13 protein-coding genes are annotated in these 15,070 nt (G+C 68.0%); 6 read left to right on the plus strand and 7 right to left on the minus strand.

Annotation, left to right across the window (positions count from 1 at the left end; all coding sequences use genetic code 11):
- Positions 1–6 precede the first annotated feature (6 nt).
- Entirely contained in the window at positions 7–2,583 is a 2,577-nt protein-coding gene (locus tag AAW51_RS28450) for a DUF1996 domain-containing protein (protein WP_169788064.1), read from the minus strand.
- Positions 2,584–3,165: 582 nt separating this feature from the next.
- On the opposite strand from AAW51_RS28450, the gene AAW51_RS21085 reads away from it, so the two are divergent.
- From AAW51_RS21085 to AAW51_RS21095, 3 genes are all read left to right on the plus strand, one after another.
- Positions 3,166–3,477: a hypothetical protein gene (locus tag AAW51_RS21085; RefSeq protein ID WP_047196175.1), complete on the plus strand. Its 312-nt coding sequence runs from the start codon at positions 3,166–3,168 to the stop codon at positions 3,475–3,477.
- 107 nt (positions 3,478–3,584) lie between these two features.
- The gene (locus tag AAW51_RS21090; protein ID WP_047196176.1) at positions 3,585–3,836 is read left to right on the plus strand and encodes a hypothetical protein; all 252 of its coding nucleotides are present in this window, start codon (positions 3,585–3,587) and stop codon (positions 3,834–3,836) included.
- A 63-nt stretch (positions 3,837–3,899) separates the two neighbouring features.
- Positions 3,900–4,484 carry a TetR/AcrR family transcriptional regulator gene (locus tag AAW51_RS21095; RefSeq protein ID WP_047196177.1) on the plus strand — a complete coding sequence of 195 codons (585 nt, stop codon included), beginning with the start codon at positions 3,900–3,902 and terminating at the stop codon, positions 4,482–4,484.
- 24 nt (positions 4,485–4,508) lie between these two features.
- Here AAW51_RS21095 and AAW51_RS21100 read toward each other — a convergent pair whose 3' ends face one another.
- The 6 genes from AAW51_RS21100 to AAW51_RS21125 all read right to left on the minus strand — a co-directional run bounded on the left by AAW51_RS21100 (position 4,509) and on the right by AAW51_RS21125 (position 12,297).
- On the minus strand, positions 4,509–4,925 hold the full coding sequence (locus AAW51_RS21100; protein WP_047196178.1) for a PaaI family thioesterase: 417 nt from the start codon (positions 4,923–4,925) through the stop codon (positions 4,509–4,511).
- Between the two features lie 192 nt (positions 4,926–5,117).
- Complete coding sequence (locus AAW51_RS21105; protein WP_053013824.1) at positions 5,118–5,531, minus strand: hypothetical protein; 414 nt, start codon at positions 5,529–5,531, stop codon at positions 5,118–5,120.
- A 416-nt stretch (positions 5,532–5,947) separates the two neighbouring features.
- The gene (locus AAW51_RS21110; RefSeq protein WP_047196179.1) at positions 5,948–6,643 is read right to left on the minus strand and encodes an aspartate/glutamate racemase family protein; all 696 of its coding nucleotides are present in this window, start codon (positions 6,641–6,643) and stop codon (positions 5,948–5,950) included.
- 42 nt (positions 6,644–6,685) lie between these two features.
- Positions 6,686–7,876, minus strand: coding sequence for a sensor histidine kinase (locus tag AAW51_RS21115; RefSeq protein WP_047196180.1), 1,191 nt, complete (start codon positions 7,874–7,876; stop codon positions 6,686–6,688).
- Between the two features lie 31 nt (positions 7,877–7,907).
- Positions 7,908–8,738, minus strand: coding sequence for a CheR family methyltransferase (locus tag AAW51_RS21120; RefSeq protein WP_047196181.1), 831 nt, complete (start codon positions 8,736–8,738; stop codon positions 7,908–7,910).
- The gene (locus tag AAW51_RS21125; RefSeq protein ID WP_053013825.1) at positions 8,731–12,297 is read right to left on the minus strand and encodes a response regulator; all 3,567 of its coding nucleotides are present in this window, start codon (positions 12,295–12,297) and stop codon (positions 8,731–8,733) included. The genes AAW51_RS21120 and AAW51_RS21125 overlap by 8 nt, the downstream gene beginning before the upstream one ends.
- A gap of 158 nt (positions 12,298–12,455) precedes the next feature.
- Here AAW51_RS21125 and modA point away from each other — a divergent pair, with 158 nt between their 5' ends.
- The 3 genes from modA to modC are packed head-to-tail and all read left to right on the plus strand — an operon-like array spanning position 12,456 to position 15,059.
- Complete coding sequence (modA, locus tag AAW51_RS21130) at positions 12,456–13,241, plus strand: molybdate ABC transporter substrate-binding protein (RefSeq protein ID WP_047196182.1); 786 nt, start codon at positions 12,456–12,458, stop codon at positions 13,239–13,241.
- A 28-nt stretch (positions 13,242–13,269) separates the two neighbouring features.
- Positions 13,270–13,959, plus strand: a complete 690-nt coding sequence (gene modB, locus AAW51_RS21135) for a molybdate ABC transporter permease subunit (protein WP_047196183.1) — start codon at positions 13,270–13,272, stop codon at positions 13,957–13,959.
- Complete coding sequence (gene modC, locus AAW51_RS21140; RefSeq protein WP_047196184.1) at positions 13,956–15,059, plus strand: molybdenum ABC transporter ATP-binding protein; 1,104 nt, start codon at positions 13,956–13,958, stop codon at positions 15,057–15,059. Before modB ends, modC begins: the two co-directional genes overlap by 4 nt.
- Positions 15,060–15,070 lie beyond the last annotated feature (11 nt).

Below are 15,070 nucleotides of genomic sequence, written 5' to 3' on the forward strand. Positions count from 1 at the left end.
GCCGACTTACATCATCCTGCCGTCGCCGAGCAGGTGGGAGTGGCAGTCCAGCCCGGCCTGGTCGCAACCGCGAATCCAGGCGTCCATGATGTCCGACTTCCAGCCGTTCCACCAATCGGCATGCGCCGAGTAGCCGCCCGGCTTGGACGGGTCGTACATGTCCGAGCTCAGCCGCCAGCGCTGCGGTGCACCCGCTTCGGTGACCAGGTAGCGGATGTTGAAGGTGATCACCGGGATCGCCACCGGGTGGGTGGCCGGGCAGCGTCCGGCGGACGGATACGCCATGTGGCTCTTGTGATCCGCGGAGTCGAGGTTGCGGCCGTCCCAGCACTGCGGGAATTCGATCTCCAGCCACAGCTCCGAGCGCACGGGGCAGTTCGGGATCGCCTGCGAGTACATCGCATCCGCCCCCTCGCCAACGCACTTGTAGCGGTGCGGCCCCCGCGGTCCATCGTTCTTCGCGTCGCCGGCGATCATGCGCAGTCCTTGCGGAATGGCACGGATGTCTCGCGGTGCGATGCCGTAGTAGCCGCTCTTGTAATAGAAATGGCTGTCCATCGGTTTGAGCGGTCGCCCCTCGCGGGTGTCGATCATCGCCGGCACCCAATAGGCCGAACGGTTGATCGTGCCGCCGCGGCAGGTGGAGTTGCCGGTCCGTGCGATGCTGTCCGCGGTCGAGTGGGCGTTGACACCCGTGTTGCCGAAGAACACATGCAAGTGCGATTTGCCAGGCTGACCGGGGAAGACGATGGGATCGTCATAGGCCATGTGGCTGAACTCGCACATCGTGCGGAAGGCGCCGACGCCGTCCGCCGGCGTGGAAGGCCGCTCGCTGGTCGGGAAGAGCCGCTCCTCGCCGATGCCGGCCGAACCGGTGGGGATCAACGCGTTGTTGATCATCGGCCCATGACCCTCGTGGGGGTTGGGCGTCGGCGTCGGCGTCGGCGTCGGGTTCGGTGTGGGGGTGGGCGTCGGGTTCGGCGTCGGCGTGCTCGACGAGTTGTTGACTTCACACACCTTGCCTACGCCGGGCAGCGGGTCACGTCCGAAAAACTCGTTGCTGCAGCGCTGGGTACCGGAGACCGTCTTGGACACCCAGGACGTGTTGTTCCCGTAGCGCACCTGCTTGCTGCCGGTCACCGTGAAGGTCGCCCCTTCATACGCGATCCTCGTCCACTGCTCCGGCGCGGGAGCGGGAGCGGGGGTGGGCGTCGGCGTCGGCGTCGGCGTCGGCGTGGGGGTGGGGGTGGGGGTGGGTGTGGGCGTCGGCGTGCTCGCCGCGGTGGCGACTTCACACACCTTGTGCACGCCCCTCAACGGGTCGCGGCCGAAAAACTCGTTGGTGCAGCGTTGCGTGCCCGAGACCGTCTTGTAGACCCACGTGCTGTTCTTGCCGTAGCGCACCTGCCGTGTCCCGCTGACGGTAAAGCTCGCCCCTTCATTCGCGACGTGAACCCACTGCTGCGGCGCTGGCGGCTTTGCGGCACAACTGCCCGAGGTCTGGAAGTGGGTGCGCTTGGAGGTCTTCTGGATGCTGGCAGCGTCGCTCGACACCACCTCGGTCGCCCATCCCGGCTTCAACGTGGACAGGTGGATGCCGTCGCTCACCATGCTGAAGAGCGAGGCACCGTCAGGCCCCGGGCATTCGGTGCTGTGGCCGTCCCAAGACCAGGGCAGGTAGCCGATGCCGTAGGTCTGGGCCTGCCGGATGATGTGTTGGTAAGGCACCGACTGCGAGCAGGCGCCGGGCGTGACCGGGCCGAACTCGCCGACGATCAGCGGGATCTTCGCCGTCACCGCGGCATTGAACGCCGACGTGATGCGCGCTGCCTGCTCGTTGCCCGAGTCGTACGGATGCCACGAGAAGACCAGGTTGTGCAACGGGTCGGCGGCCTGCAGGCGCGGCGCGACGCGCAGCAGCTGCTCGACGTTGCGGCCCCAGCCGGCGGCATCGACCACCAAGGGCATGCGCAGGCCCGCCGTGCGCAACCGGCCGATGATGCGGGTGTAGGTGGAGACGAACTCCTCGTCGCTCACCTCGTTGCCGGCCTCGTTGGCGATGTTCAGCAGCAAACGCGATTCAAACTGGCGCAGCACTGCGATCGTCTCCGGCGCGGTCCAGTAAGCCTCGATCTGCGCGAGCCGGGCAAAGTTGCCCGTGGCGTCGTGCAGCTCCCACATCGGGATCAGATGCGAGTCCACGGCGCGCTGCAGCGTCTGCACGGCTTCCGACGCAGGCACCTGCGTGTTCCACATGAACCGAACGACGTTCGCACCGGCCTGGGCAATCTCCGGGAAGGAGTTTCCAGCCCGGTCCTGGTACACCGCCATCTTGTTCACGCCGCGCAGCACCACGGCTTCGCCGCAGGGGTCGTACAGCTTGCCGTCGCGCACATAGTAGGTGGCACCCGGGGTCGGCGGTGCCGCCGGTTGCACCGTGCTGGTGTCGCCGGGACTGGGATGGTGATGGCCGGTGTGCGTCGCGTCGACCTTCGAGGCGGACCCGGAAGAGCCGCCGCCGCAAGCCGTGAGCACGGCCATGAAGATCAGCGACAACGTCGCTCCGTGCCATGCGCCATGCATGGCGCGCCCTGCTTCTTGCATCTGAGAACCTTTCGTTGTTGTATGGATCGAAACCCGGCGGCCGCGACTCCCGACGGTTCGCGGCTGCGACAGCAGGTGCTCCTCACCTGCCGCCTCGCCTTCGTGCCTACGCCGCGCGCACCTCCAACACTGCGCGCCGAATTCAGCTTGGCGTAAGCAACAGGGGCCGATCGTAGAAGCCGGACCACCGCCTTCGCACCGAGTTTGTGGGATTTGGTAAGCCGGTCACGCTGCTCAGCGCGCGCTCACTTGTCCTTCGGGTTCCAACCTCACGACGCCGCCCGCATTCGCCCCGGTTCGGTCACGAACTCATTTGTTTGCGCTATTCACCGTTTGCTACCCAACAGTCAATGGAATGACATCCGCCTGAGGTCCGATTTGCGACCGTTTGTCGGCAGGCCGTTGTACCGGGGCCGCACCGTCTCGGAAGGCCAAGACAAAATGCCGGCACCTCCGAGGCCGTGTCCCTCGCGGCGTTTTCGCACCCAGTGCATGCCCCAGCCCTCGATCAACACCCACACCATGCGCATTGCAAGCACAGGCGCTCATTTAAGAACCGCGGTGCAACGTCCGCGTCGCACGCTCGGCATGCTGCTGTGCGCTGCGATGCTGTCGACACCGATGCTCGGCTGCCGCACGCACGACCCTCGAGTCCCCCCTGCCCTGGGACAGGTGGTGGCGGTCTATGCGACGGCAAGCGACGTGTATGACGTGGTACAGGGCCGCATGGGTGTGGTGCCGGTGGCGCTGGCGGCACCGGCCCACCTCGAGGTCGTCGCAGCCCCGGATGTCGCAGAGGATTTGGCGGTGTCGGTTCGCACCGCAGGCGGTGTGTCGGGCTGGGTAGCGCGCGACGAACTGAACCCCTCATAGGGTCGTCGTCACAGGGGGGAGGCGCGAGAGCTCGACCGGTGCGTTAGCGGCGTGACGCGTCAGCGCGCCCGACCACACCTACACTGAGGCCTGCGAAAGGGCTGGACGTGGGCGATGGGTTGGTGGAGGCGGTGATCGAGCTGGTGCTGATCGGCACCGGGAGGGTGGCGGTCCGTGTCGTGAGTCTCGGACGTTGGCGCGGCGCGGCGTTCGACGGCAACGAGGAGCGCATCTTCTCGGCGGCGGGCGCGCTGAGCTTCCGCAAGGAGGGGCGTCGGATCATCACCAGCACCGGGCTGTTGTTCGCCGGCGTGTTGGCCTACCTGATCCTGTTCGCCGTGCTGGTCGCAGCGGCATAGAAGCAAGAGCACCGCGTCGCACTTCTGTAGACTCACAGTCCCCCGGCCCTGCAACGCCTCCCCATGGCAGCCACACCCAAACACCGAGACGCCCTGGTGGCCTCCGCCACGCTGCTGTTCCGGCGGCATGGCTACAGCGGCACCGGCGTGCAGGAGATCTTGCAGCACAGCGGGGCACCGCGCGGCTCGCTGTACCACTACTTCCCCGGGGGCAAGGAGCAGATCGCCGTCGAGACCGTGCGCTTCGCCGGCGAGCAGGTGCACCGCACGCTGCTCGAGCTGGCACAAGAGCATCCGCATCCCAAGGATCTGCTGCGCGCATATGCCCGCCTGCTCGGCGACTGGATCGAAGCGTCCGGCTTCCGGGACGGCTGCCCCATCACCACCACGCTGCTCGAACTGGCGGCAGACGTTCCGCCGGTGGCTGAATGCGGCAGCGCTGCGCTTTCGGCCTGGGCCGGCGTGTTCGACGCTCGATTGACGTCGCTGGGATGCGAGGCCACGCGCGCGAAACGTGTCGCCCAGTTGACCATCGCCGCCATCGAGGGGGCGCTGATCCAGGCACGCGTCACCCGCTCGCGCCAGCCGATCGACGACGCCGTGGCCGAGCTCGGTCTGGTGATCGACGCAGCGCTGCGGCAGCCCTGAGGGCGCCGCGCCCCCGCCTGTGCGTCACACCCGGGCGATGGTCGCCAAAGCCGTCGCCACGATCTTCTCGCTGCCGGCCTGGCGGCAATAGACATCCGCGCGCACCACCACCTGGCGTGAGCCGCTCTTGATCACCTGCCCCACCGCACGCAGATGCTCACCGCGGGCCGGCGCCAGAAAGTTGAGCTTGTATTCCGAGGTCACGACATCGCCGACGGTCGACGCCGCTGCCCAGGCGCACGCCGTGTCCGCCAGGTAGCCGACCAGCGCGCCGTGCACGAAGCCGTGGTGCTGCGCCATCTCGGGGCGCACGTCGATCTCGATCTCTACCTCGCCCGCGGCGTAATGTCCGAGCCGGGTGCCGGCCCAGCGTGTGAAGGGGCTGCGTTCTATGGCCTGCTCCAGCGCTTGGCGGCTGACCACCGTGGTGTCGTCGTGCATGTCGTCTCCTCGACCCGGCCCGGTCGCCGCCCCGTTGCGGCGCCATCTAGACCGATCGTCATAGTAGGAGCCGGAACAGGACCGGTCAAGCGGTCTTCACGGCCGCCCGCAAAGGTTGGGGCACGGCGGCCCCTCTCGGCACGCGAGATCGCTCGGCTGGCTGCGAGCGACACCCTCGGTGCTGCGCGGACCTCAGGTTGCGCGGCTCGCCCACCCCGGCGCCACCGACGACGCCGCGACGAGCGGCGCGGCCCGACGACGCGCCGCATCACCACCGTAAGGACGGAGCGGCTCGTGCAACTTGGGTTTGTGCTGCTCGAGTTCCCACAACGCTTGCGCGACCGCCAGCAAGCGGTCGAGTTCCTCGAAGGGGTCGACGCGGTGATGCTTGGGTCGTTCGCGGCCCAACAGGTCATAGGCCTGCACGGCGACCCGCCAGTTCGCGCCGTCGGTGATGACCAGCGCGCGGTTGAACAGGCTGCGCAACACACGGCTGCGGGCCGCCCCCTTGACCTGCGGCGGGAACCACTCGATACGACCCTCGGTGTGGTCGATGGCGTGCTCGAGAACCTGGCGTTGGGTTTCGGTAAGGGGACGATCGGTCATGGGCAGCTCCGGTGCAGAAGCGGTTGAAGGTCGAGGTGACAAGCGGCCAAGAACAGGCCCGCGACGAGCGCGCCGGGCGGCTTCGCCCCACGACGCGAGCCAGGCGAGGTCAGGAGACAACCGTGCCGCGCGACTCGGCCTGAGGTGACCGGCATCCGGCAAGCCGTTGCGCCTGTGACGTGAACCGGCCCGGTCCGTGTGCCCCCGACGGGTTCAGCCCCGCACTGCGGACGCCACGGAGGGCCGCCTTGGCGTGGCTTGCATCCTGCCCGGCTTCCGCCGGCGCGACAAGCGCGTTGCCATCACAGGGGCGCGCCCGCCCGTCCGCCGCCTCGACAAGGACGACCGCCAGCGGTCGGTCAGTCACCTCGGTGCTCGGACTGCAAGGCGACCGCTTTTGCGCAGCGAGGCGACGCTCATGCTTGCAGGGCGCGCCGCAGCGCTGCGAGCGCCAACAGCCGGGTCGAATCCAAGGCCGGCAGCGGCAGCTGGGTGTCGCCGACGAGCAACGGGATCTCGGTGCACCCGAGGACCACTGCGTCACAGCCGTCCTCGTCGCGCAGACGGGTGACGACTTGCCGGAAGTAAGCCAGCGCCTGGGGCTTGAGCACGCCGTACACCAGCTCGTCCAGGATGATGCGGTTGATCTCGTCGCGCTCGGCGACATTCGGCCGTCTCCAATCGACCCCGTGGGGCGCCAGCTGGCCCGGGTACACCTCGCTGTCGACCAGCCAGCGCGTGCCCGTCAAGCCGACACGCCGGAATCCGCACCGCGCCGCCTCTGCCGCGACCACCTCGGCGATGTGGAGCCAGGGCAGGGGCGAGCGGGTCCGCACATCGGGCAGCACATCGTGGATGGTGTTGTCGGGGCAGATCAGGAATTGCGCGCCGGCTTGCGCCAGCTTGTTCGCAGACGACAGCATCAAGCTCGCGACGCCTTGCCGATCGCCCTGGCCCAGACATGCCACGTAGTCGGCCAGCGAGTGCGAGTGCAGCGACACTTCCGGGTGGGCGTGGGGGCCGAGCAGGCGCGCCCCTTCGGCGCAGATGGTGCGATAGCAAAGCGCCGCGCCTTCTGCTGAGCAGGCGACGATACCGATGTGTTGAGGCATGGGGCGAGTGTACAAAGCCGACCGCGCCCATGCGGCGGCCGCTCAGCGGGCCGGCGAGCCGGGCTCGACCCCGCGCGGCAGCGCAAAGCAGAAGGTTGCCCCCTGGTCGGGCGCGCTGTCGGCCCAGACCCTGCCATGGTGGCGCTGCACGATGCGCTTGACCGAGGCGAGGCCAACGCCCACCCCTTCGAAGGTGGACCCGGAATGCAGACGGTAGAAGGCGCTGAACAGCCGGCCGGCGCGTGCCGGATCGAAGCCGACGCCGTTGTCGGTGACGCGGTAGACCACCTCGTCGCCGGTGACCTCACCCGTGACCGTGATGCAGGCCGGGTCGCGCGTCTGCGAATACTTCACCGCATTGGACAACAGGTTCACCCACACTTGCCGCAACAGTTCCTGGTCGCCGGACGCAAGCGGCAGGGGCTCCAGCCGCCATTCGATCCGCCGCCCCTGGGTGGCGGGCTGCAGTTGCTCCAGGCATTCGCGCACCAGCGTTTCCATGTCGACCGGCGCGGTCGTCAACTCAGTGGCGCCGAGCCGCGAAAAGCGGAGGAACTCGCCGATCAACTGCCGCATGCGCATCGTGGACTCGCGGATGGTGCCGACGTACTGCTGCTCGCCGGGCGAGAGCTTGGACGCGGCCGAGGCCTGCAACAGATCGATGAAACCTTCGACGTGGGTGAGCGGCGTGCGCAAATCGTGCGAAACGGCAGCGCAGAACGCGTCCAGCTCCGCGTTGGCCGCGGCCAGTTCGCCGTTGCGCTTCTCGAGCAGCAAGTTCAACGCTTCGAGTGCCCCAGCAGCACGCTCGCGCTGTTCGATCTCGCGCTTCAAGCTGGCGCGTGCACGTTCCAGCTCGATGAAGACCTCGACCTTGGCGCGCAGGATGGCCGGCACCACCGGCTTGGTGAGATAGTCGACCGCTCCGGCCGAATACCCTTCGAACATCATCTCGGGGCTTTTCTCGAGCCCAGTCAGAAAGATGATCGGCGTGGTCTGCGACCGCCGACGTGACCGGATCAGCGTCGCGGTCTCGATGCCACTCATGTCGGGCATGCGCACATCGAGCAGGATCACCGCGAAATCGTCATCCAGCACCCGGCGCAGCGCCTCGGCACCGGATTGCGCCTGCACCAGCCGCTGTCCGAGGGGCCCCAAGACACCCTCCAGCGCTAGCAGGTTGGCCGGCTCGTCGTCCACCATCAGGATGCTGACGGTGTCTTTGTCGCTCATGAAGTGGCTGCCTTTGAAAGATCGGCCTGCATCAACGCAGGCGCCGGAACAGCGTCTCGCTGGGTTCGAGCCGCTGGTAGTCGCGCTGCTGCGACGAGTGCATCATCGACTCGCTGTTGCCGAGGCCGAGGAAGCCCAGCCGAGCAAGGCTTTCGTGTATCACGCCGAACGCACGGCGCTGCGCCGCACCATCCAGGTACATCAAGACGTTGCGACATGAGACCAGGTGGAACTCGTTGAAGGACATGTCGCTGACCAAATTGTGCACGGCGAACACGGCGTTGCCGAGCAAGTGCGGTCGCAAGCGGCTGTACCCCTCGGCGACCTCGAAGTAGTCCAGGAACTGCCGCTTGCCGCCGGCTGCCCGGTAATTCACTTCGTAATCTTTCAGTAGAGAGGCATCCACTGTGCCCGCCTGTGCGGTGGCCAGCACCCCCTCGCTCAGGTCGGTCGCATAGAGCGTGCAGCGTTCGCCGAGCCCCTCTTCCTCAAGGAGGATGCGATACGAATACAGTTCCTGGCCTGTGGAACAGCCCGCCACCCACAGCCTCGGGTGCGGATAGGTGCGCAAATACGGCACCACCTGCTCGCGCACCGTCCGAAAGAAGGACGGATCGCGGAACATCGAGGTGACGTGCAGTGTCAGGGCTCGGCGCAGTCGCGCCAGGCAATCCGGGTCGCGCTGCACTTTCTCCAGCAAGCCTTGCAAGGACCCGGCGTTCTCTGCTTCGACGCGCCGCAGCACACGGCGCAGCATGGCCGGACGCTTGTATTGCCGAAAGTCTTCGCCCGAGTGGCGGTAGACCTCCTCGAGCAGGGCGTGCAGGGCTGCACGCGTGGCATCCTGCGACTCTTCAAGCATCTGGCACCCCGGTGAAGAAGACGCGCAGCATGGCGCGCAGGCGGTCCATGTCGACAGGTTTGGTCAGATAGTCCGAGGCCCCGGCATCGATGCAGCGTTGCCGATCGCCGGGCATGGCCTTGGCCGTGATGGCGATCACCGGCAAGGTGCGCTTGCCCGGCATGAGGCGCAAACGTCGCATCGCTTCGAAGCCGTCCATCTTGGGCATCATCACGTCCATCAGCACCGCGTCGATGTCCGGGTCTTGCTCGATGATCTGCAGACCGTCGGCCCCGCTCTCGGCGTTCAGCACCCTCATCCCGTAGGCTTCGAGTGCCGCCGTGGTGGCAAAGATGTTACGCATGTCGTCGTCGACCACCAGCACCTTGCGGCCCGAAAGCAGGGGATCGTCCTGATGGCCACGCTCGATCATGCGCTGCTTGGTTTCGGGCAGCCGCGACTCCTGGCGGTTAAGCAACACCGCCGTCTCGCCCAGCAGGCGCTCGGGCGAACGCACGCCCTTGACGATGATGGCCTCCGAAATCGGTTTCAACGCGGCTTCCTCCGAACGGGTCATCTCGCGCCCGGTGTAGACCACGACGGGTGGGCACTGCGCGCCGAAGCGCTGGTGCATCGCTTCCAGCAGTTCCGCACCCTCCATGTCGGGCAGGCCCAGGTCGACCACCACGCAGTCGTAGGGAGCCCGGGCCAGTTCGTCGAGCGCCTGGCTGCCGGCACCGACGCCGGTGGCATAGACATCGCCGTTGCCGATCAGGTCGAGGATGGCCTGGCGCTGGACCGGATCGTCCTCGACCACCAGCAAAGTGCGATAGGGTCGGGCCAGTCGCTCCATGTGCGGCCCCAGCGTGTTTTCGAGCAACTCGGGCGTGAGACCCGTCGCCGGCAGGGTGGAGGCTGCTCCCAGCGACAAGGCGCGCTCGCGGTCACCGGGCGCGCAGACCAGGTGCACGGGCACAGAGCGGGTGCGGACGTTCTGCTTCAACACCCCCAGCGTCACCCAGCCCTGCTCGTCCTCCATCGCCGCCTCGAGGACCACCAGCGTCGGCAGCATCCGCTCGCACAAGCTCTTGAGCTGACCGAGTTCCGTCACCGGCACAGCCTCGAAGCCGCGGTCCCGGGCCACTGCGCTCACCTGCTCGATGAAGCCGGCGTCGCTGTGTGCGACCAGAATGCTGGAGCGCTGTGCAGCACCAGCCGTACGCGCGCCCGTGGACGCCGGCGCGACCGCGGGCACCGGGCTGCCAGCCACGGCCGGCGGCGGCGGCGCGGCCGGTGTTTCGGGAGCGGCCGCCGCCGCAGGGGCGCGCCGCATCGGGTGCAGGGGCAGGTAGAGCGTAAAGACACTGCCCTTGCCCAAGGTGCTCTCGACCCTCAACGTGCCGCCCAGCAATTCGGCGAGCTTGCGGCTGATCGACAGGCCGAGGCCGGTGCCGCCGTACTTGCGCGCGGTCCCCCGGTCGCCCTGGTGGAACGACTCGAAGATCTTCTCCAACTGCGAAGGTGCGATGCCGACACCCGTGTCCGCCACGGCCACCGCCACCCACGGCAGGGAGCCCGCCTGGTGCTCGAGACCCGCTGGCTCGTCACAGGGGGCGATGCTGAGCGTCACCTCGCCTTGCTCAGTGAACTTGAACGCATTCGACAGCAAGTTCTTCACGATCTGCCACAACCGGCGCGCATCGCTCTCGAGGCCCGCCGGCAGCCCGGCATCCAGCTGCGTCTTGAACCCCACCTTCTTGCTATCGGCCATCGCGCGGAAGGTGCTTTCGGCGGAACGCACCAGCTCGGCGAATTCGACGTCTTCGTGCTCCACCTGCACCGTGCCCGACTCGATCTTGGCCAGATCCAGGATGTCGTTGATCAGCGCCAGCAGGTCTTCGCCCGCACCGTGGATGGTTCGCGCGTACTGGATTTGCTTCGCGTTCAGCGTACCTTCAGGGTTGTCGGCCAGCAGCTGCGACAGGATGAGCAAGCTGTTGAGTGGCGTGCGCAGTTCATGCGACATGTTGGCCAGGAATTCCGACTTGTAGGCCGACGCCATCGTCAGCTGGTGCGCCTGGTCACGCAGCGTCGCTTCGCTCTGCCGCAGTTCGGCATTCGCTTCCTCGTACTCTTCGTTGGCCTGGCTCAGCCGCTCCTGTTGTTCGCGCAGCAGCGCTTCGGACTGGCGCAGCTGTTCGGCCTGCGCCTCCAGTTCGTCGTAGGACTGGGTCAGCTCGTCCTGCTTCTGTTGCAAGCTGGCGGTCAGCCGGCGCGACTCGGCCAGCGACGCCTCCAACGCCTGGCGAGCCTCCAGGCCGTTCAGCACCACCGCGAGATTGGTCATGAACCGGTCCAGGAACTCGACCTCGACCTCCGACAAGGGCTGCAGAAAGGCCAGCTCGAGGACGGCCTTGACATGGCCCTCGAACACCGCCGGCAGCACCCGGATCTCGGCCGGCAGGCTCGACCCTAAGGCCGAACTGACCCTCAGATAACCCTCGGGAACCGGGTGCAGGTGCAGCGGCCGTGCCTCCACGCCGCACTGGCCCACCAACCCCTGCCCCAATGCCAGCTGTTGCGGCGCGCCATCCGCCGCGTACGACGCGCAGAGGGTCAGCACTTGCCCTTCTTCGTCCGTTTCGGTCTTTTTGCAGCGCGTGTACATCACGGCATAAGGTGCGTTCATCAGCGGCGCGAGCTGCGACAGCATCGCGTGGCAGAACTGGCCCAGTTTGAACTGGCTCTGGAACAGCGGCAGAAACCGCGCCAGGCTGGACTTGATCCAGTCCTCCTGGGAGAGCCGGATTTCGCGCTGCTGCACCTGTTCGGTCATGCGGTTGAACATCGCCGCCACCTGGCCGATCTCGTCGGAGGACTCGCGCAGGCGCAGGCCGTAGTCGCCGCTGCCCACGCGCTCGCTGCCCTGTTTCAGCTCGCGCAAGGGTCGGTTGATCGCGCCGGCGGTGCGCCACAATCCCACCGCGACGATCAACACGGTCAGCGCGGTGGTGCCGGTGATCAGCAGGCGCGTGTGTCGTCCGGTGTTAGCCGCCTGTTCTCGGCGCTGCTCCAGCAGGCTGCGCTCATTGGCGCTGATGGCACCCAGCACCTGGCGGCTGCGCTGGGAAAAGGCAAGACTTTCCTGCTGCAGCTCCTGCCCCTCGGACAGTTCCCTCCCGCCGCCTTGTGCCCGGTACTCGGAGAGACGTTCGAGCAGGTCGAGACGCTGCTGAACGAGGGGCTCGAACTCGACCAGACGGTTCGATTGTTCGCGGTTGTCGGCGAGCAGCTGGCGCAGCGTCTCGATCGACGTGTGCAAGCGCGTCTGGGCCGTGCGGAAATTTTGCAGGAACTGCCGATCTCCCATCAGACGGTAGCCCCGCACGTTGTTCTCGGCTTCGGCCAGCTGGGTGGCGGTCTCGTTGACGGCGGCCAGCACCTGGAAGGTGTGGGTCACCCAGCGTTCGTCACTCGCGACGGCATCCAGGCGGCCGAGCGACAGACCGCCCACCACCAGCAGGCCGAGCAATGCAGGTACGAGCCCGAGGCCCAGGCGGAGCGGGATCGACAAAGTCATGCGGCGGCGTCTCCGGGACGGGACGCGTTCCGGGGTCGTGGGCCCCATGAAGACGGTCCTGCTGTTGTGATCTCATTGGCCTGCAAGCGCTGTGCCCACCTGGGCGCCCGCACCTGCTCCGGTAGACTGCCGGCTTCGCCCACTCCGCGAGCGCCCTCATGATCCAGCGCACCTTGCGCCACTGGCTTGCCGTGTTCGCTTTTGCAGCCACCGCGCCGACCGTGGCGGCGGCGGATCTGACCGTGTTCGGTGCCGCCAGCCTGTCGGACGCGCTGAGGGAGATCGGCCACAGCTACCGCGCGGCAACCGGTGAGGTGCCGCGGTTCTCGCTTGCGGCGTCATCGACGCTGGCGCGCCAGATCGAGGCCGGCGCGCAGGCCCAGCTGTTCATCTCGGCAGACCGTCAGTGGATGGACTATCTGGCCGAGCGCCGCTTGATCGAGCCGGCGACCCGCACCGATCTGCTCGGCAACCGCCTGGTGCTGGTGACCCCTGCCGACCGCCCTCGCACCGTGACGCTCGCGCCCGGCTTCGACCTGGGCGCGCTGCTCGGGCCGCAAGGCCGGCTCGCCACCGGCGACCCGAGCCATGTACCAGCCGGCAAGTATGCGCAGGCGGCGCTCACCTGGCTGGGCAGCTGGGCGGTCGCCCAGCCGCGCCTGGTCCGCACCGATTCGGTCCGCGCCGCGCTGGCGCTGGTGGAACGAGGCGAAGTGCCGGCCGCGATTGTCTATGCGACCGACGCCGCCGCGGCCCGTGGTGTGCACGTGGCCGCCGTCTTCCCGGCCGAGAGCCACCCGCCGATCGTCTACCCCGCCGCGGTGGTCGCGACGGGCGAGCCTGTCGAGCGTGAAGCCGCGCGCCGCCTGCTCGCCTGGCTGCGCAGCGCGCCGGCCAGCGCGGTGTTCCGCAAGCACGGCTTTGCCGTGCTGACGCCCCCGTGACGGGGGAGCCTTGCGCGCAGGGGGTGGCGTGCTGAGCCCGCTCGAATGGGAGGCACTGCGCCTGAGCCTGCAGGTGGCGTTGGCGAGCATGGCACTGTGCCTGCCGATGGCACTGGCCACCGCCTGGCTGCTGTCGCGCGTGCAGTTTCCCGGCAAATCGCTGGTGGAGGCGCTGGTGCATGCCCCGCTGGTGCTGCCGCCGGTCGTGATCGGCTATTTGCTGCTGATCTCGCTCGGCACCCGGGCCCCGCTGGGCCGCTGGCTCTACGAGGTGTTCGGCTTGCGGTTGATCTTCACAACCGAGGGTGCGGTGTTGGCTGCCGCCGTGATGGCGTTTCCGCTCGCGGTGCGCGCCATCCGGCTCTCGCTCGAGGCGGTCGACCCGGGCCTCGAGCTGGCCGCCCGCACGCTCGGCGCGTCGCGCTGGGACGCCCATGTCAGCGTGACGCTGCCGCTGCTGCTGCCGGGCCTGCTGTCCGGCGGCATGATGGCCTTCGCCGCGAGCCTCGGGGAGTTCGGCGCCACCATCACCTTTGCCGCCAACATCGAAGGCGAGACGCGCACGCTGCCGCTGGCCATCTACACCGCGACGCAGACCCCCGACGGCGACCGCACCGCGTTGCGCCTGGTGGCCTTGTCGATGGGGCTGGCGCTGGCCGCGCTGCTCGTCTCGGGCCTGTTGGAGCGGCGTGCACGACGCTGGCTGGGACGCGCATGATCGAGTTGGCGTTCGACAAGCAGCTCGGCACGCTGGGCCTGCAGGTGCGGGTGTGCCTGCCGGCGCGCGGCGTGACCGCCATCTATGGCCCGAGCGGCTCGGGCAAGACCAGTTTGATCAACGCCGTCGCCGGCCTCCTGCGGCCCGACAGCGGCGTGATCCGCGTGCAGGACCGGCTGTTCTTCGACGCGACGCGCGGCATCGACGTGCCGGTCGAGCGGCGCGGCATCGGCTATGTGTTCCAGGATGCACGCCTGTTCCCCCATCTCAGCGTCGCCGGCAACCTGCGTTACGGCCTCAAGCGGCATCGCGACGGACCGGCGCCAGTGGGCTTCGACAGCGTGGTGGCCGTGTTGGGCATCGAGCCGCTGTTGCAGCGCCGCCCGCACACCTTGTCGGGCGGCGAGCGGCAGCGGGTGGCGCTGGGGCGGGCCCTGTTGCGCCAGCCCCGCTTGTTGCTGATGGACGAGCCCCTGGCCGCGCTGGACGCGCCGCGCAAGGCCGAACTGCTGCCCTACATCGAACGGCTGTGCCACGAGTTCACGCTGCCGGTGCTCTATGTGAGCCATTCGGTCGACGAGATCGTGCGGCTGGCGCAGCAGATCGTCATCGTCGAGGGCGGCCGCAGCATCGACAGCGGCGAGTTGACCGAGGTCATGTCACGCCCGGCCCACGCCCGCCTGCTCGGGCGCTTCGAATCGGGCGTGGTGCTGGCCTGCGTGGTCGCGCAGCACGACGACCGCTACCAGCTGAGCACGCTGCGGTTTGCCGACGGTGAGCTGCGCGTGCCGCGGGTCGACCTGCCCCCCGGCAGCCCGGTGCGGGCCAGGGTGCGCTCACGCGACGTTGCGCTGGCGTTGGCACCCTCGCCTGCGCTAAGCATCGGCAACCAGCTGCACGGCCAACTCGTGTCGCTGGCCGACGTGCACGGGCCTTACCTCGAGACGACCGTCGCGCTGGGCACCACGCAGGTCCGCGCGCTGATCACCCAGGAGTCGCGCGACCGGCTCGGCCTGCAACCGGGCCGCGAGGTCTGGGTGATGGTGAAGTCGGTCGCGGTCGATGCGGTCGGCGGGCAAGGCAGCGAAGCGGGGCGCTGACGCAGCCCCAC

Source organism: Caldimonas brevitalea, from assembly GCF_001017435.1.
GTDB lineage: Bacteria > Pseudomonadota > Gammaproteobacteria > Burkholderiales > Burkholderiaceae_C > Caldimonas > Caldimonas brevitalea.